Annotated in this window: 14 protein-coding genes and 1 CRISPR repeat array; of the genes, 10 read left to right on the forward strand and 4 right to left on the reverse strand. The window is 45.5% G+C overall.

What is annotated here, in order from left to right:
• Positions 1-30: 30 nt before the first annotated feature.
• The gene (locus ACLTOQ_RS05955; protein ID WP_117959924.1) at positions 31-567 is read right to left on the reverse strand and encodes a spore maturation protein; all 537 of its coding nucleotides are present in this window, start codon (positions 565-567) and stop codon (positions 31-33) included.
• Between the two features lie 198 nt (positions 568-765).
• Here ACLTOQ_RS05955 and ACLTOQ_RS05960 point away from each other — a divergent pair, with 198 nt between their 5' ends.
• The 4 genes from ACLTOQ_RS05960 to ACLTOQ_RS05975 all read left to right on the forward strand — a co-directional run bounded on the left by ACLTOQ_RS05960 (position 766) and on the right by ACLTOQ_RS05975 (position 5,196).
• On the forward strand, positions 766-1,887 hold the full coding sequence (locus tag ACLTOQ_RS05960; protein ID WP_412319063.1) for a hypothetical protein: 1,122 nt from the start codon (positions 766-768) through the stop codon (positions 1,885-1,887).
• A 144-nt stretch (positions 1,888-2,031) separates the two neighbouring features.
• Positions 2,032-3,348: an RNA-guided endonuclease TnpB family protein gene (locus ACLTOQ_RS05965; RefSeq protein ID WP_412319064.1), complete on the forward strand. Its 1,317-nt coding sequence runs from the start codon at positions 2,032-2,034 to the stop codon at positions 3,346-3,348.
• A gap of 149 nt (positions 3,349-3,497) precedes the next feature.
• Positions 3,498-3,926: direct repeats of the CRISPR family, unit length 32 nt; unit sequence GATATATCTTGTATGCATATGTAGGTTGTGAG.
• Positions 3,927-4,128: 202 nt separating this feature from the next.
• Positions 4,129-4,689 (forward strand): tRNA adenosine(34) deaminase TadA, encoded by a 561-nt coding sequence (gene tadA, locus ACLTOQ_RS05970; RefSeq protein ID WP_021914812.1) that lies wholly within the window; start codon positions 4,129-4,131, stop codon positions 4,687-4,689.
• A gap of 99 nt (positions 4,690-4,788) precedes the next feature.
• Positions 4,789-5,196 (forward strand): acylphosphatase, encoded by a 408-nt coding sequence (locus ACLTOQ_RS05975; RefSeq protein ID WP_117959927.1) that lies wholly within the window; start codon positions 4,789-4,791, stop codon positions 5,194-5,196.
• A gap of 63 nt (positions 5,197-5,259) precedes the next feature.
• On the opposite strand, the gene ACLTOQ_RS05980 is transcribed toward ACLTOQ_RS05975, so the two are convergent.
• Entirely contained in the window at positions 5,260-6,108 is an 849-nt protein-coding gene (locus ACLTOQ_RS05980) for an AraC family transcriptional regulator (protein ID WP_412319065.1), read from the reverse strand.
• Between the two features lie 205 nt (positions 6,109-6,313).
• On the opposite strand from ACLTOQ_RS05980, the gene ACLTOQ_RS05985 reads away from it, so the two are divergent.
• Both ACLTOQ_RS05985 and ACLTOQ_RS05990 read left to right on the forward strand, forming a co-directional pair.
• Entirely contained in the window at positions 6,314-7,444 is a 1,131-nt protein-coding gene (locus ACLTOQ_RS05985) for a glycoside hydrolase family 27 protein (RefSeq protein WP_412319066.1), read from the forward strand.
• A gap of 11 nt (positions 7,445-7,455) precedes the next feature.
• Entirely contained in the window at positions 7,456-7,635 is a 180-nt protein-coding gene (locus ACLTOQ_RS05990; RefSeq protein ID WP_147342687.1) for a hypothetical protein, read from the forward strand.
• A 114-nt stretch (positions 7,636-7,749) separates the two neighbouring features.
• Here ACLTOQ_RS05990 and ACLTOQ_RS05995 read toward each other — a convergent pair whose 3' ends face one another.
• Both ACLTOQ_RS05995 and ACLTOQ_RS06000 read right to left on the reverse strand, forming a co-directional pair.
• The gene (locus ACLTOQ_RS05995) at positions 7,750-9,510 is read right to left on the reverse strand and encodes a sensor histidine kinase (protein WP_412319067.1); all 1,761 of its coding nucleotides are present in this window, start codon (positions 9,508-9,510) and stop codon (positions 7,750-7,752) included.
• Positions 9,511-9,574: 64 nt separating this feature from the next.
• The gene (locus ACLTOQ_RS06000; RefSeq protein ID WP_349173299.1) at positions 9,575-10,642 is read right to left on the reverse strand and encodes a response regulator transcription factor; all 1,068 of its coding nucleotides are present in this window, start codon (positions 10,640-10,642) and stop codon (positions 9,575-9,577) included.
• Positions 10,643-10,817: 175 nt separating this feature from the next.
• Here ACLTOQ_RS06000 and ACLTOQ_RS06005 point away from each other — a divergent pair, with 175 nt between their 5' ends.
• The 4 genes from ACLTOQ_RS06005 to ACLTOQ_RS06020 all read left to right on the forward strand — a co-directional run bounded on the left by ACLTOQ_RS06005 (position 10,818) and on the right by ACLTOQ_RS06020 (position 16,185).
• The gene (locus tag ACLTOQ_RS06005; protein ID WP_412319068.1) at positions 10,818-11,753 is read left to right on the forward strand and encodes an ABC transporter permease; all 936 of its coding nucleotides are present in this window, start codon (positions 10,818-10,820) and stop codon (positions 11,751-11,753) included.
• A gap of 33 nt (positions 11,754-11,786) precedes the next feature.
• Complete coding sequence (locus tag ACLTOQ_RS06010; RefSeq protein ID WP_349173301.1) at positions 11,787-12,695, forward strand: carbohydrate ABC transporter permease; 909 nt, start codon at positions 11,787-11,789, stop codon at positions 12,693-12,695.
• A gap of 151 nt (positions 12,696-12,846) precedes the next feature.
• The gene (locus tag ACLTOQ_RS06015) at positions 12,847-14,571 is read left to right on the forward strand and encodes a hypothetical protein (protein WP_412319069.1); all 1,725 of its coding nucleotides are present in this window, start codon (positions 12,847-12,849) and stop codon (positions 14,569-14,571) included.
• Between the two features lie 105 nt (positions 14,572-14,676).
• A complete protein-coding gene (locus ACLTOQ_RS06020; RefSeq protein ID WP_337425791.1) occupies positions 14,677-16,185 on the forward strand; it encodes a hypothetical protein in 1,509 nt (502 codons plus the stop codon).
• The last annotated feature ends 97 nt before the right edge of the window (positions 16,186-16,282 follow it).

The raw sequence follows: 16,282 nt of genomic DNA on the forward strand, positions 1-16,282 counted from the left end.
TGCGCAGCTGCCCTCTGTTTTTGTGGAAATTTACATCAGATATGCCAGCAGCACGCTCATAACGACACCGACGGCGGTAGAAAGCAGCGCGCCTGCCAGCGTATATCTGGATTTGGAAACGCGCGCCGTCATAAAATAAACAGACATCGTGTAAAAACAGGTTTCTGTGCAGCTCATCAGAATCGACGTGATGCGTCCTGCCAGAGAATCTGTCCCGTAGGTTTTGAAAATATCGAGCACCAGTCCAGTCGCCGCGGAAGAAGAAAACAGGCGGATGAAAATGAGCGGGAAAAACTCCGGAAACATACCGCTTATGGAACTGTCAGCGGCGTATTTTTGCAGCAGCTTTCCCGGAAGATCCAGCAGCCCGGAGCCCCGCAGAATCCCGACTGCCATCATCAGCCCGATGAGCGTTGGGACGATGCCGACGACCGTTTTCAGACCGTCCGCTGCGCCGTTTATAAAGTCGTCGTAGAGATTACATTTATGAATCCACCCATAGCCGATGATGAAGAAGATCACGGCAGGAATGAGGATGGAGGAAAGATGTGCGAGAACATTTGCCATGGAAAACTCCATTCTGCAGAGATTAAATCACCGGACATTTTCAGACCGGGAAAGGATACGATCCTGCGGGAATATCTGTTACCGGAATATATGATTTTGCCAACCCATACAGAACCGGAATCATAAAATGCAGAGTAGGGGCATAAGTTACTATCAGGTTTTCTGAAAAACGAATGGGATGGAAAAAGGAGGACAGGCATGGCGGAATATCGAAAACAAATCGCATATCTGGATTATCTGGAAGACGGCGTAAAAATCAAAAATGCCGGATTTGTCAGAATAGAGGAACAAAACGGACACAACCGGATGGAAGTAAAAGTTAAAAACCTTCCGGGCAAGGACTGCGGGGAGTTTCGGTTACAGGAAGAACATGAGAGAACGGTCGGAAGGATTAGTTTGCAGGGCGGCAACGGAAACTGCTGCATGGTGTGGCGGATGCCGGAGCCGGGCGAATTGGATAACAGCCGGGAGGAAAGCTGGCAGCAGACTGCGCAGCTTCGGATTTTACTGCCCGGAAAAAGAATGCTGATTGCAAACTGGCACGAACCGGTTGAAATTCCGGCACAGAAAGAGACGCTGCAGCTGCAGCAGCAATCGCAGGTACAAGGGGATCAGTTCCAACAGATGGAGGCGCGGTCATCGCAGACAAATTCACCCCGGCAGCCCGGAGCTGGAGAAATTATTCCGTATCCGGAGCGGCGCGGCAGCGAGATGGAAAAGCAGTCCACACTGAAGGAGCCTGCCGAAATAGAGCAGTCCGCCATATCGGAGGAGCCTGCCGAAACAGAGCAATTCGCCATGTTGAAGAAGCCCGCTGAAACAGAGCAGTCCGCCATGTCAAAGGAGCCCGCGGCAACGAAACAGCAGCCTACTCCGGAAGCGCCATCTGTGTCAGCGTCCGAGCCGACGATTCCTTTTCCTTCCGCTGCGCCGAAATCGCCGTCCTCTCCATCGCGTGAGCCGGTCTGCAGCGCGGATAAATGGGAGCAGCTGTGCACGATGTACCCGGAAATTCATCCGTTCCGCGACAGTCGGGAATATCTTTCTATTGCGCCGAAGGATTTTGTGGTTCTGTGCAAGGAATACCAGAAGTTAGTACATAACAGCTTCCTGCTGCATGGCTACTATAATTACCGTCATCTGATTCTGGGCAGAATCCGGCAAAAGGATGCATGGCAGTATTATATCGGCGTGCCCGGCAATTTTTATGACCGGGAAAAAATGGTGGCGGAAATGTTCGGATTCGAAGCCTTTGAGGGTGAAAAAGAATCCGCATCGCCGGGTGATTACGGGTATTATATGAAGCGGGTGGAGATTTAAGTGTGTAAAACATTTGAAAAAACATTAACTGCTTGATGGAAACAAATTTTAGTAAATTGTTAATAAAGAAAATACAATATGTTATAATGCATTTAATGAATAAGGCACACTTTGATATGGAAGGACGCACTTGGGGGGATTATTTTGACGAAGATTGTAAAATTGTATTTGATTAGTGAACAAATTGATAAAGATGGCAATAGGGTAGATTATAAGGAAATAAATTCAATATTATGGAATTTACAAAAACAAACTCGAGACATAAAAAATAAAACGGTACAACTTTGTTGGGAATGGATGAATTTTTCTAGTGATTATTATAAAAAGAACGAGTTATATCCAAATGAAAAGGAGATACTGAATCTTACATTAAGAGGATATGCGTATGATCATTTCAAACAGGGATATGACTTATATTCCTCAAATATTTCGGTATTAACAGAAGCGGTATGTGGAGCATTTAAAAATGCGAAAAAGGAAATGCTGAATGGTGAAAAATCTGTTTTATCTTATAAAGCAGAACAGCCATTAGATATTCATAAAAAATGCATAAAACTTGAGTATGATAAAAATTTTTATGTAAAACTGAAAATGTTGAATAAAGCTGGGAAAAAGAAATACGGTATTGAAGATGATTTGAATTTTAAAATACAAGTAGAGGATAAATCTACGAGGACAATTCTTGAAAGGTGCATAGATGGAGAATATGTAGTAAGTGGAAGTAAACTTATTTATGATAAGAAAAAGAAACTGTGGAAATTAAACTTGTGCTACTCTTTTAAGGCTAATGAAATAGAATCCCTTGATAAAAATAAAATACTTGGGATAGATTTAGGAATCGCATGTCCGTTGATGGCATCAGTGAATGGGGAATTTGATCGTTTTTCAATAAAGGGTGGGGAAATTGAAACGTTTAGAAAACGAATCGAAGCGAGAAAGCGATCAGTTCTTCATCAGACGAAATATTGTGGAGATGGGCGAATTGGGCATGGGAGAAACAAGCGTACAGAACCAGCATATAAGATAAATGATAAAATAGCACGTTTCCGGGATACTGCAAATCATAAATATAGTAGGGCACTAATCGATTATGCGATAAGAAAAAATTGTGGTATGATTCAAATGGAAAATCTGACGGGAATTAGTGATAACAAGGAGCATTTTTTAAAAGAATGGTCTTATTATGATCTTCAAACAAAAATTGAAAATAAAGCAAAAGAAAAGGGTATAAAAATTGTCTATATCAATCCAGAATATACAAGCCAAAGGTGCAGTAAATGTGGGTACATAGATGCAAATAACAGAGAACTTCGGGCGGTTTTTAAATGTCAAAATTGTGGTTTTGAGGCGGATGCAGATTATAACGCCAGTCAAAATATAGGAATAAAAAATATAGAAGACATTATAGAAAATACCTTAAAAATAAGCAGTGCGAATGAAAAGCAAACAAAAAACACATAGGATATTCGCACTGATATTAAGGGCGGCTCAGCGTCCTTAAGTCGAGAAAGTATACATAAATTTCTTATATAGAATAGTAGATACTCTCGGCAAGGTATAAACCCTACAAATTTAATCCTTGTAGGCAACTTATATTTGTATTTATTTGAGATATATCTTGTATGCATATGTAGGTTGTGAGTGGTTTGCGCTCCCTTTTGCGGTGCTGATGCAGTGATATATCTTGTATGCATATGTAGGTTGTGAGTGTAATAATTCCTCCAAACCGATTACGGTTCTCCCGATATATCTTGTATGCATATGTAGGTTGTGAGCGTTTGCGTCTTTTATTGGGATATTCGGCCCATAGATATATCTTGTATGCATATGTAGGTTGTGAGATGACCCACACTCCTTTCGTCGTCCGAACAGGCAAGATATATCTTGTATGCATATGTAGGTTGTGAGTTTGCGATTTTGTGGCAACGTATGGGGATAGCATGATATATCTTGTATGCATATGTAGGTTGTGAGGATATTGAAGAATTACGAGAGATTACGTCCTAGGATATATCTTGTACGCATATGTAGGTTGTGAACTGGAAAAGGATGTACATGGCGTTTATATCCGAAGATGTATCTTATATGTATATGTAAGATAAGAAAAAAATTATGCCTCCATATTATTTAGGTATTTGTTGTGCGTTATATATTAAAGTAGATGTTCGATTACATTTAAACGACCAATATAAAGAATAAAATAGACTAAATTACGGCAAAATTGAAACACAGGGAGCAATTATGGCAAGAATCCGTACAGAAGAGGAAAAAGAAGCGGCGCGGCAGGCTGCAAAGCAGGCGAAAAAAGATCAGTGGCTTCGGGAGCAGGAAGAAAAGCGCCCGATACATGAAAAATATATGAAGGATGCGATCCGACAGGCGAAAAAAGCGGCAGCACTCGGCGAAGTGCCAATCGGCTGCGTGATCGTGCATGACGGACAGGTGATCGGCAGGGGCTATAATCGACGAAATACGGACAAAAGTACACTGGCGCATGCGGAGATCACGGCGATTAAGCGGGCGAGCAAAAAGCTGGGTGACTGGCGGCTGGAAGACTGCACATTGTATGTGACGCTGGAGCCCTGCCAGATGTGTGCCGGAGCCATCGTTCAGGCGCGGATTCCGGAGGTTATGATCGGCTGCATGAATCCAAAGGCAGGCTGCGCAGGATCAATCTACAACCTGCTGCAGGAACCGGCATTTAATCATCAGGTCAGCCTGTTTAAGGGCGTGCTGGAAGAAGAATGCAGCCAGATGCTGAAAGATTTTTTCCGCAGTCTGCGGACACGATTGAAAATCTGAGACAGAACGCAGTCTGCGGACATGTCGGAACGCAGCGCAGAACTTACGGACTGTGTACGGGCATATTCCGGACCGCACCACAAAGGAGAAAGGAAATATATGGACTTTTGGGAAAGACTCTTTGCCAGAGCTGGAAGAAGAAAACCAGAGCCGTCTGCAGAAGCGAAATGCGCAGAGGAGTGGGATACAGAGTTGGCAAGCGAACTCTCGGAGACTGAGCGGGAGCAGTTGAAGAAAGCCGGCTGCATCCGAAAGCATATTTATTTTTCAGGACGCGTGCAGGCGGTGGGATTTCGCTACAGCGCGCTGTGTCTGGCAAAAGAGCTGCAGCTGACCGGCTGGGTGAAAAATTTAACGGATGGACGTGTGGAAGCAGAGCTGCAGGGACAGGCCGAATTGGTAGACTCGTTTGTGGAGCGTATCAGTCAGCGTGGCAGGATTGTCGTAGAGTTTGTGGAAGAGGAGGACCGTGAACTTTGCTATGAGGAAGGCTTTGAGGTCAGGTGAAAAGCTGCAGAGCCACTGATCGGGGCAGAAGACGCTGCAGCGCATGGCTGTGCGTTCCGCCGGTCAGAACACCAGCCGCGAATATTCGCTTCCGGCGTCCTGCTTTTGCGGCTGCCTGCGATAATCTGACGGTGAGACGCCCATACGTCGGTGAAATGCCCGGGAGAAGTAAAAAGCATCCGAGAAGCCGCAGGAGACAGCAGCTGTTTTGACGGAATTGCCGAGCTCGAGCAGGCGGCATGCCTGATGAATGCGGAAATTCGATAAAAATTCGCCGGGAGAAATGTTCAGTTCAGATTGAAAGGCGCGGTAGAGCGTGCTTCTGCTGACCCCGAGCATCTGACAAAGCTGTTCAGTATGGAAGTACTCATGATGAAAATTGGAACGGATCAGAAAAACTGCATTTGCCAGAAGGGACGAAGCAGGAGAGTCGGGCAGACCGGATGCCGGGGCATAATCGGCATAAAGACCGAGCAGCGTGCGGAGTATGCCATTTGCTTCGTTGCGGTTCTGGTGATAAAGGTCGAGGGGTTGCAGATCGGCAAAAAGCTGTCGGAGCCGGGCAGGGCAGATCGCGGGACAGACGGGCGCGGCAGGGGAAAAGGCGGTCTGATCGAGCAGAGAGGCAGCTTCTTTTCCGGTAAATTCCACCCAGGTATATTCCCATGGATTCCCCGGGTCAGGATAATAGCGAATCGTATCATAAGGATAAATCAGAAAGCTTTCGCCGGTGTGAACGGGGAAAGTTTTTTTATGATAATCGATAAAGCCCTGACCGCGCAGAATATAATGGATGATATAGACCGGGCGGACGCCAGGTCCCCAGGAATGCAGATCGCTGCAGTCCTGTCTGCCTGTGGCAAGCAGGGTGAGACCGGGCTGGGAATCGGACCCAAAAACAGATGAATTCATAAAGAGACCTCCTGATTTACAGGATGCCGGGGATGATGTCTAAAAACCTCCTGCAGACAGTCTGCAGCGGCCTTTGGGCACATACCTCCGGCATTGTCCTGACGTGAATAAATAATCCATGTATTTGCAACAAAAACCCATGGAAGAGAACAAAAGTGTCATGCTACAATCACGATAACGGATAACGAAAGAGAGGTCAAGGGGTATGGTAAAATTAACGCCGCCGATGGGCTGGAACAGCTGGAACACATTTGGTGAGAATATCAATGAAAAACTGATCATGGAAACTGCGGACAAAATGGTGGAGCAGGGGCTTTTGGACTGCGGATATGAGTATCTGGTCATTGACGACTGCTGGTCTTTAAGAAAGAGAGACGAGGAAGGCCGTCTGATTGCAGATCCGGAGAAGTTTCCCCACGGCATGAAAGTGGTTGCGGATTACGTGCATTCCAAAGGGTTGAAATTTGGTATGTATTCTTGTGCGGGCAACCTGACTTGTGCCGGATATCCAGGCAGCTTCGAGCATGAATTTATCGATGCAGACACCTTTGCATCCTGGGGTGTGGATTTTTTGAAGTACGATTACTGCTATCACAGCAACATCATTCCGGGCAAATATTTATACCGCAGAATGGGCATCGCGTTGGAAAATTGCGGCAGGGATATCCTGTTTTCCGCATGCTCCTGGGGCGCAGATCAGACGCATGAATGGATTAAGGAAACCGGCGCGAGCATGTGGCGTTCCACCGGCGATATTTTCGACAGCTGGGAATCGATCAAGGATCTGACCAAACAGCAGGCAAAGCTTCATCCGTATCATAGCGTCGGCTGCTTTAATGATATGGATATGCTGGTTGTCGGCATGTACGGCAAAGGAAACGTTGGTTTAAGCGGCTGCAACGACGTTCAGTACAGAACGCATTATTCAATCTGGGCGCTGTTTGGCTCTCCGCTGATGATTGGCTGCGATATCCGTAATATGAACGAAGAGACGAAGAAGATTCTGGAAAATAAAGAACTGATTGCGATCAATCAGGATCCTCTGTGCCGTCAACCGATCCGTCTGGACGGAATCTGGAGTGGAGACGATGTCCTCATTTATTCCAGACAGCTTTCCAATGGCGATCTGGCAATCGGTTTCTTCAACTTAAAGGACGAAAGCGTAGTAGCAAATCTGAATCTGGACGAAGTCGGTCTTCCGATGAGCACCGGCAAAACCCTGCAGATGAAGGAGGTCTGGACCGGGGAAGATCTGCCTTCGCTCAACGGAACGGTCCGTAAGGCCTTGGAGCCTTACGGCTGTGCAGTCTACCGCTGCAAGGTCGTTGATCTGTAATGGACACCTGCATGAAATGCGGAAAGGAGCTGACCCAGCTGGATCGGGGAGCTTACCGGAAATTTGTCAACCGGGGCAGCACGTCGTTTCTGTGTAAAAGCTGTCTTGCAGAAAAGTTCGGAATAAAAGAGTGTGTGCTGGATGAAAAAATCGAGCATTTCCGGAAACAGGGATGCACGCTGTTTATTTAATAATGAGGAAAAGGTTCCTATAATGGCGGATTGCTTGCAGTCCAGAAAACACAGAAAGCGCTTCACGGAGAAAAAATAATTCGTGAAGCGCTTTTAAAATGCCTGACTGTACTTTCAGGAAAGTGGTGCCGACATCAGAAACAGGGAAGCGGTCAGATGCCCGTCGGAATCCTTTTGATAGGATAAGTGGCTGTTGTTGCCAAAATGGAGCTGTAAGCGTTCATTGACGTTTCGGATTCCAAAACCGCTGCTGACGGTCAGGAAAGTGTTTTCATAACGCAGAAAGGCATTCAGCTGTTCCGGATCTGCTCCGACTCCGTCGTCTGTAACGGAAATCTCGGTGCAATCAGGCTGCCTGTGAATCTGAATCCGGATGGTGAGATGGTCGAGATTCGCATTATGCAGAATCGAATTTTCCACGAGAGGCTGCAGGGTAAACTTGGGGATCGGGATCTGATCCGCTTGTTCGGGAGAGAAATCCGGGATCAGCTGGATGTCGCAGGGGCGTTCCATCTGATAGATTCGGATAAATTCCCGGATATTTTCGATTTCCCGGGAAAGGGAGGCAGTTGAATCCGGACGGGAAATGCTGTAATGCATCAGATTGGAAATTGAGGAAACAATGTCTGCGATGGAGTCTTCGCCCTTACTGAGGGCATGCCAGCTGACCATATCGAGTGCGTTATAGAGAAAATGCGGGTTGATCTGAGCCTGCAGAGCGTGGAGCATGGCGGTACGTTTTTGCCTGTTTTCTTCGATAATCTGATCCAGCAGCAGATTTTCCCGTTGAATCAGCGCTGTAAAACTGTGACAAAGCACCTGAAGCTCCGCGTCGTGATAAACCGAAAACCGTTGTGTCTGAAAGGTTCTGGTATCCTCGATGGTGCTGATCAGATCCGCCAGGGAAATTATCGGCTCGGTGATTTTGCGGGAAAGCAGATACAAAACACAGATCAGTAGGAAAAAAGCGATCAGCACAAAAAGGATATAGGGAAATAGTGCGGTAATTACAATCTGCTCAATGTCAGAAAGAGGGGTCAGGAAGGTGAGGAAAAGATCTTGGTTCACGGAAGAAGTACTGACCAGATAGCGTTCATGGGAAGTCGAATCGCACAGGATCTGTCCGGAGCTTTTGGAAAGCGCGCTGAGAAATAGGCTGTCGGAAACTTCGCTGGAAGCGTAAAGAAGCTCCTGATATTCGTTGCTCAGAAAAAATCTGCTGTTCGGAGTAATGGATCCGGCAGAAATTTTTTCGAGGAAAGCATTTTCCGGAATGGCGATCACGACAGTTCCGATTCCCTCTGAGGAAGAATTTAGCGCATAATTGTAGACATATTTGGAATAACAGAGTTCATCGGTATCCTTATTGATGAAAAAATAGGGAGACCAGGTTATTTTTTCGGTGCGTTTATACCATTCCTGATCTTTCACAAGACGGGAAGAATAAACCTGACAAGTACGCAGTGCAACGTGCTCAGAAAGCGTATAGGCATCGCAATAGGAATCCATAGGAAGCGTATCGTTTAAGTAAAACAGAATACGGCAGTCGAGATTGGAGGTAAAAAGCTGCTGATTGAGATAGTTATTGAATTTTTTGCGCAGAAGTTCCCGGGCACGGAACATATCCAGATAGGAACTATTGTTTGTGCTGGCGAGTTCTCCGATTTCTTCGTCGTTGACCAACTGAAATGGAACCATGCTGAAGGAATCAATATAGCTGGTAAAAATGGTTTCGTTATATTTTTGCAGATTGATTTGCTGCTGTCGGATCTCCTGAAACAGGACAGAACGGAACAGGAAAAATATAAAAAGATAAGAGGTCAGAAAGACAGCGGACAGGACGCTGCACAATGTAATAAAAATTTTTCGGCGCATACAGATCTCCTTTCCGATTGCAGCAGCTAGAATGATACAGATTGCGATTTCTATATCGGGTTGATTACAGGCGGCAATTACGGTATTCTGTTGGGTTCATCCCGATTTTTTTCCGGAAAAGCGAGGAAAAATAACCAGCGTCATCGTATCCGCATTTATGGGCAACTTCTCCGATTGAGTATAAGGGAGAAGCAAGCAGAAGACAGGCACGCTCGAGTCTCTTTTCCGTTACATAGTTGTTTAAGTTTTTGCCGGCATGCTGTTTGAAAAGTGTGCTCAGCCAGGAAAGCGTGATGTTCATATTGTCTGCCATGGCAGAAATAGAAAAATCCGGGTTAGTATAGTGCGTGTCGATATATTGTAGCGCATAACGGTACAGCGCGGAAGTATTGTTGTTCTTCTGTGATAAGAGCAGGTTTAAAATATCAAAATACAGAGTTTCCAGATAATTTGCTTTGGAAGCCGGATTTGGAAGGGAATACCAGGTTTCCAGCGTATGTGTTTTTGAAGTGAGCAGAGATTGCTCTGTAAAATGAATTTCCCCAAGATAGTCATACAGGGTGGTCAGAATCCTGGTACCCATCAAATTGCAGAGATTTGGATCGCTCATGCAGTTATGGTAAAGCGGAGAACGGAAAAAATCTTCAATGCAGCTGATATCGTGATGGCGCAGTGCATCAAAAAGTTCCTTCTGATAGTTGCTTTCTGACAGGGCAAGAATTTTCTGATGAGAGGCTTCCTTGCTTTTATATAATTCTGTAAGAATATCTTCCAGCTGTTCGAGTTTCTGCCGGGTGACAGGTTTTAAAATATAGTGCTGTACATGATACTGCATGGCACTTTTGGCATATTCGAATTCGCGGTAACCGGACAAAAGAATCACAGGAATGCCGGATAAAATCGGTGATTCGCTGATTTGTCTGGCAAGTTCAATTCCATCCATATGCGGCATCTTGATGTCAGAGATGATAACGTCAGGACGGCAGGTCTGCAGAAAGTTTATGGCCTCTGCTCCATCCGAAACGCAGCCGCAGATGAGACCGTTAAAACGGGACCAGTTGAGCTGTTTTTTCAGACCGTCCAGTACAATCTGTTGATCGTCCACCAGTAATATTTTAAAAGATGACTCCATTTTAAAACCTCTTTTCTCCCCTTTTTCCCTATTGTGGCAAAAAGAAGAAAGGGTGTCAATGGAGGAAATAGAGCAGTAAAAAAAATTCATAATGAACAAAAAACTTTCAAATTGAGATCTGAAGGAGCAGACAGTAGAATAAAACCATCAACAACGCAAGGGAGGAAAAAGGAGTATGGGGAAACCGAAAAAAAAGAAAGGAAAGATGAGCCAGGCAGTTGTCAGAGAGAATATCCAGTTGTACTTACTGATGCTTCCGGTCTTTCTTCTGATTATTGTTTTTTGTTATGGACCGATGTTCGGCCTTGTGATCTCGTTTCAGGATTATATGCCAGGTTCTCCTTTTTGGGGTGAAGGAGTGGAATGGGTTGGCCTGACGCATTTTAAACGGTTTGTAGAAGGAAAATATTTCGGACGTCTGATTAAAAATACACTGGTGCTGAGTGGAATGAATCTGCTGTTTGGATTTACGGCCCCAATTCTGTTTGCGCTCTTAATCGACCAGATCAAGCGGCTCCGTTTTAAAAAGATTGCGCAGACAGCCAGCTATATGCCCTATTTCATCTCTACGGTCGTCGTAGCGGGCATGGTGATTTCTTTTATCGATCAGGGGGGACTGATCAGCAATTTCCTTTCTGCAGTGTTTGGGCTGCCGAACCAGAACTGGCGGGGTCAGGCACCGGCGTTTCCTGCAATTTATACGATCACAAATGTCTGGAAAGGATTCGGCTTTGGCAGTATTCTGTATATTTCTTCGATCACATCGATCGATCAGAGCCAGTATGAGTCGGCAAGAATTGACGGGGCAAACAGAGGACAGCAGTGCTGGTACATCACATTACCTGGAATTAAAAATATTATTGCGATTAACCTGATTCTGGCGATCGGAGGAATTCTCGGGACAAACAGCGATCTGATCCTGCTTTTATATTCTCCTGCGACATATGATGTTGCGGATGTAATTGGAACTTATACATACCGACTTGGTATCGAGGGCGGACAGTACAGCTATACAGCTGCAGCAGGATTATTCATGTCAGTAATCGGATTTGCACTGACTTATATTGCAAACAAAGTGAGCGATAAACTGACAGGATTTGGGTTATGGTAAAGAAAAGACTGATTTTGGTAACAGGAGATTAACATGAAAACAGGCAAAACAAAAAACAGAATCAGAGAAGGAAATCCGGCGGTAACGGTACTTCTGTATGTGCTGGTGCTCCTGATTTGCATCGCGACCGTTTATCCGATGTATTATGTATTGATTCTTTCCATCAGCGCGCCGGAATATGCGGCAAAAATGAATGTCTATCTGGTCCCGAAAGGGTTTTCGCTGGGCGCGTATAAAATGCTGGCCGGCGACGGGGAAATGTGGAGAGCGTATTTGAATACAATCCTCTACACGGTTCCGACGACTGTTCTGATGCTGGTTACGAGTGTACTAATCGCTTATCCGCTGACGTATAAACATCTGGCAGGACGCAAATTTGTAAATATGTTTCTGCTGATCCCGATGTATTTTTCAGGCGGTATGATTCCAGCGTTTTTGCTGATTACAAAGCTGAAGCTGTATGGAAGTCCGCTGTCACAGGTTCTCCCGGTATGTTTCTCGATCTGGAATATTATTCTGATGAAAGCGTTCTTTTCCAGTATTCCGGAAGGATTGAGGGAAGCTGCAAAAATTGATGGCGCAGGAGTGATCCCGATTTTGACAAATATTTATCTGCCGCTGTCAAAACCGATCCTGGCGGTTATTTCCGTATATACGATTGTGGGACGGTGGAACAGCTGGTTTGATGCACTGATATATTTGCCGAAAACGGAGTGGCAGCCGCTGCAGTTGTTTTTGCGCAGGATCCTGGTAGAAAGTACCAGACAGGTAACGGATGTCCTGGATCCACAGATGGCGGCGGAGATGATAAAAAAGCAGATGTCGGGTGCTCAGTTAAAATATGCGATGATTATATTTACAACGCTGCCGGTGCTGTTTACGTATCCGTTCTTCCAGAAATATTTTGTAAAGGGCGTTATGCTCGGTTCATTAAAAGAGTGACAGTATTCTGTTATTTTATAGAAAATAAAAATTATAAAACCGGGAAATAACCGTGAAGTGACTGCAGGCACGGAGAGGTTATAAAATAAAAAGTAACTGTTCAACAGTATGACCGCAAAGACGGCAGATTCTGACATAAGGAGGGTACAGAATGAAAAAGAGTTGGAAAAAAGGGATAGCGGCAGCGATGAGTGTACTGCTGGCAGCTGGTATGGCAGGATGCGGACAGACGAATACAGCCAATAGTACGGCGACTTCCGGTGATGCTGCTACAACAGCGCAAACTGAAGCGGCACAATCCAATACGGATAATGGCGATTTAACTGTAGTAAAAATTCTGGGACGCAATTACACTTACACTGGGGCGAACGGAAAAACAGTCACTTTAAAAGACTGGTCAACAGAAGGCAAGAGCAAACGGTGGGATAAATTATCTGAAAACCTGGCAGCAAAGGGTGTGAAGTTGGAACTGGATCTGATTGAGCCGGATCAGTTTGATACGACGATTCAGACCATGGCGGCGAGCGGAGAACTGTTCAATTACGATATGATTAACATTACTCCTCTGGATGATAAGACAAAATTAAACCTGGTTAAACAGGGACAGCTGCAGTCGATCAGCGATATCTGGGAAACCTATTCGGATGGAACTTATACCGATTTTATCAATTCTGACGCCGGACAGTTCTATTTCAAACATGTTGCGCTGGAAGACGGGAAGTGCTACTGGCTGACAGATTATGAAACCGGTTCTTATGAAGGAAAACCTACTAATTTCATACTTGCTTTTCAGATTCGACAGGACTGGCTGGATGCAGTCGGAAAAGATATGCCGACAACGACGGACGCGGTTTATGAAGCTTTAAAGGCATTTCAGGATCAGGATGTGAACGGAAACGGACAAAAGGATGAGGCATTTCTGACAGATTACAGTGGATTTGCTACAGATGTTGCGCAGTGGTTTGGACTTGGTGTTGGAACGACGTTTATCAACAATCAGGAAGATTATAAAATTGAATCTCCTTGGTATCAGGAACATATAAAGGATTATATCCAGTATATGCAGAAACTTTACGCAGCTGGATTATTAAAGATGAATGACAGCCAGGGCGGCACTTATATGGCGAATAACCAGGTGGCTGCAATTTCCCAGTGGGGAACAGAGCTGTGGGAGGAAACGGCCATTACTGTTCCGGAAGGAGCAGAATATCAATGGTTTGCACCGATGAGAGTGGATGGAATTGAGGGAGAAACATCCCTATTCCGTGGTTCAAATGCATATAACATGGGTTGGACCGCGACAGCAGTGCCTGCAAGCAGTGATAAACAGGAAGCAATTGCAAAAATTTTGGACTATCTGATTACACAGGAATCCATGGATTTGACAGAGTATGGTCTGGAAGGCGTAAGTTATGAGATGGTGGACGGTAAAATGAGCAACACGCTGGATAACACGCTGGAAAATACAGATGCTGTCGGTATGGCGCTCTGGTGCAACGGCTCCATTTTCCCGAGATACAAGGTGAATAATGATCTGAGTGCAGAGCTGGATAATACGGTAGTGTTTGCAGAGAAAAACGGCGTAAAGAACAATCAGACTGCGAAGAAAGATTTCACAATCTCCTGTATCAAGGATCCGGAGCATCGTATTTTCCACGATTTAGGCGCTCTGGCAATCCCTACGGTAGAGGAAATCAACAAAACAAACGAAATCAGCACAGATCTTGAAACATATTCCAAGGAACTGCTGACAAAACTCATCATGGGTGAAAAGAGCCTGGATGACTGGGACAGCTATATTCAGGATCTGAAAGATCTTGGACTGGATGATCTGATTGCGGTACAGCAGGCGAGAGTTGACCGTGCGATGAAATAAAAAAGAGCAATAAAAAAACAGGCAGACAGTGTGAAAAGTAATCGGAGCTGTTTATTTTTCACACTGTTGTTTGCACTACAGATATCTACAAAAAGGGAGATTATTATGTCAGAACAGAAGAAAAATGGGATTCCGCAGATGGGCCCCGATACAGGAAACTACTGGTGCACCTGGGATACGCAGTTTCGCGTAAACAGCGTGGAAGACGGGAAGGATACGAAAAATCTGCGCAATGTGCTGACTCAGGATTTTCTGTTTGCAGAAGACGGAATGCTCCGAAATTATTTAAAAAATGTACGCCAGGATTTGTATGTTCTGTTGGACGACGGTTGGGACGTTGGAAAGGATGTGCCAGGAAACGGAGCAGTCAGCGTATTTGGCAGTCTGGTTCTGGATTCTGATAAATTTCCGGATTTTACCGGAGAACCATGGGAACGTCTTGCAAAGCTTCGTTGCAAGCTAATGGAGCTTGGATATCGTGGCCTTGGTTTGTGGATTTGTGCGAATGCGACCGGAGAGGAAGAGGCACATCCGCTTTCCGTGGAAGAGGCGGAAAATTACTGGAAAGAGCGTGCGATCTGGTGCAGAAAAGCAGGGGTGGACTACTGGAAAGTAGACTGGGGATATCATTGTGGTGACGCAGCTTATAGAGAAATGATGACAAGAATTGTAAAGCAGTATGCACCTGACCTGAAAATTGAGCATGCGGTGTGTCGCGGTCCGTTGGATGAAAAAGTGGAGCACTGGAAACGCGTTGGGAAACTGCTGTCAATCAGTGATTATGTACGGACGTATGACGTGGTAAAAGAATTTACCTACAGCACGACGATTGCTCGAACCTGGGAGATGTTCGACCAAGACAGGGAAGTGCAATTTGGCTGCAGAGGAATTCCGAATATAGAGGATGCACCGCTTTTGGCAGCAGGACTTTGCTGTTCGATGGGCGTGATGCGCCATCCCTGCTGGGGCGGCACAGAAACAGACGTCCTGGATTTTGGACGTAAGTGGAACGAAGTAGAGCGTGCGCTGCGCTGGCAGAGAATCGCACCTCCGTTTGGAATTTGGGAAAGTTCGGCAGAAGCATTTGGCGGACTCAGAAAAGACTGGACAGAGATGCTTTCCGGTCCGGAAGGAGAAGGCTGGCTAAAAAATCTGATTCCGGAGGGACGTTCGATTTCGCAGGAAGCGCCGGCTATTCTGACGAGAAATATGGATTGTCCAGAGATTTTTGCAAGAGAAGAAGAACTTCCGTTTCTTGCCTGCAGTATCCATCCAGCGACAGGTACTGTGAGCATCGCATTTATGCCGCGAACATGCGGAGACCGAAAGATATTTACACCGAAAGCTGACCTGAATGTAAAGCTTGGAGCATTTGTAAAACCGATTGGCGTATTTGGTGAGTTCGGAATCCTGACAGTTGAACTCGGAGAGGCGGTCGAAGGCAGAGTTTATCTGCAGGATCTGTGCCGGGAAGAAGCCGTGGAAGTTACGGATCTGGTTGCAAAAAGCCGTGACAGGATCGTGCTGGATTACGATGCTCTGGCACAGAACGGCTGGCTTAAAAATGATGAAGGAGACTGCTCTGCGCCAGGATTTATGATCTGGCAGGAGTGAGCTTCTGAAAAAGAAGCTTTTCCTGTTTTGTCGTTCGTGGAAGCTGTTCGGGACACCGTATGGAAGACCTTTCAAAAGAAACCATAGCCGATTTGCC

The organism is Gallintestinimicrobium sp. (genome assembly GCF_046968865.1).
GTDB lineage: Bacteria > Bacillota > Clostridia > Lachnospirales > Lachnospiraceae > Gallintestinimicrobium > Gallintestinimicrobium propionicum.

Coding starts and splice junctions, on each gene's coding strand:
- ACLTOQ_RS06010 (WP_349173301.1), top strand. CDS start 11,787: ATGAAAACAGGCAAAACAAAAAACAGAATCAGAGAAGGAAATCCGGCG.
- ACLTOQ_RS06005 (WP_412319068.1), top strand. CDS start 10,818: ATGGGGAAACCGAAAAAAAAGAAAGGAAAGATGAGCCAGGCAGTTGTC.
- ACLTOQ_RS05990 (WP_147342687.1), top strand. CDS start 7,456: ATGAAATGCGGAAAGGAGCTGACCCAGCTGGATCGGGGAGCTTACCGG.
- ACLTOQ_RS05995 (WP_412319067.1), bottom strand. CDS start 9,510: ATGCGCCGAAAAATTTTTATTACATTGTGCAGCGTCCTGTCCGCTGTC.
- ACLTOQ_RS06015 (WP_412319069.1), top strand. CDS start 12,847: ATGAAAAAGAGTTGGAAAAAAGGGATAGCGGCAGCGATGAGTGTACTG.
- ACLTOQ_RS05980 (WP_412319065.1), bottom strand. CDS start 6,108: ATGAATTCATCTGTTTTTGGGTCCGATTCCCAGCCCGGTCTCACCCTG.
- ACLTOQ_RS05975 (WP_117959927.1), top strand. CDS start 4,789: ATGGACTTTTGGGAAAGACTCTTTGCCAGAGCTGGAAGAAGAAAACCA.
- ACLTOQ_RS06020 (WP_337425791.1), top strand. CDS start 14,677: ATGTCAGAACAGAAGAAAAATGGGATTCCGCAGATGGGCCCCGATACA.
- ACLTOQ_RS06000 (WP_349173299.1), bottom strand. CDS start 10,642: ATGGAGTCATCTTTTAAAATATTACTGGTGGACGATCAACAGATTGTA.
- ACLTOQ_RS05985 (WP_412319066.1), top strand. CDS start 6,314: ATGGTAAAATTAACGCCGCCGATGGGCTGGAACAGCTGGAACACATTT.
- tadA (WP_021914812.1), top strand. CDS start 4,129: ATGGCAAGAATCCGTACAGAAGAGGAAAAAGAAGCGGCGCGGCAGGCT.
- ACLTOQ_RS05955 (WP_117959924.1), bottom strand. CDS start 567: ATGGCAAATGTTCTCGCACATCTTTCCTCCATCCTCATTCCTGCCGTG.
- ACLTOQ_RS05960 (WP_412319063.1), top strand. CDS start 766: ATGGCGGAATATCGAAAACAAATCGCATATCTGGATTATCTGGAAGAC.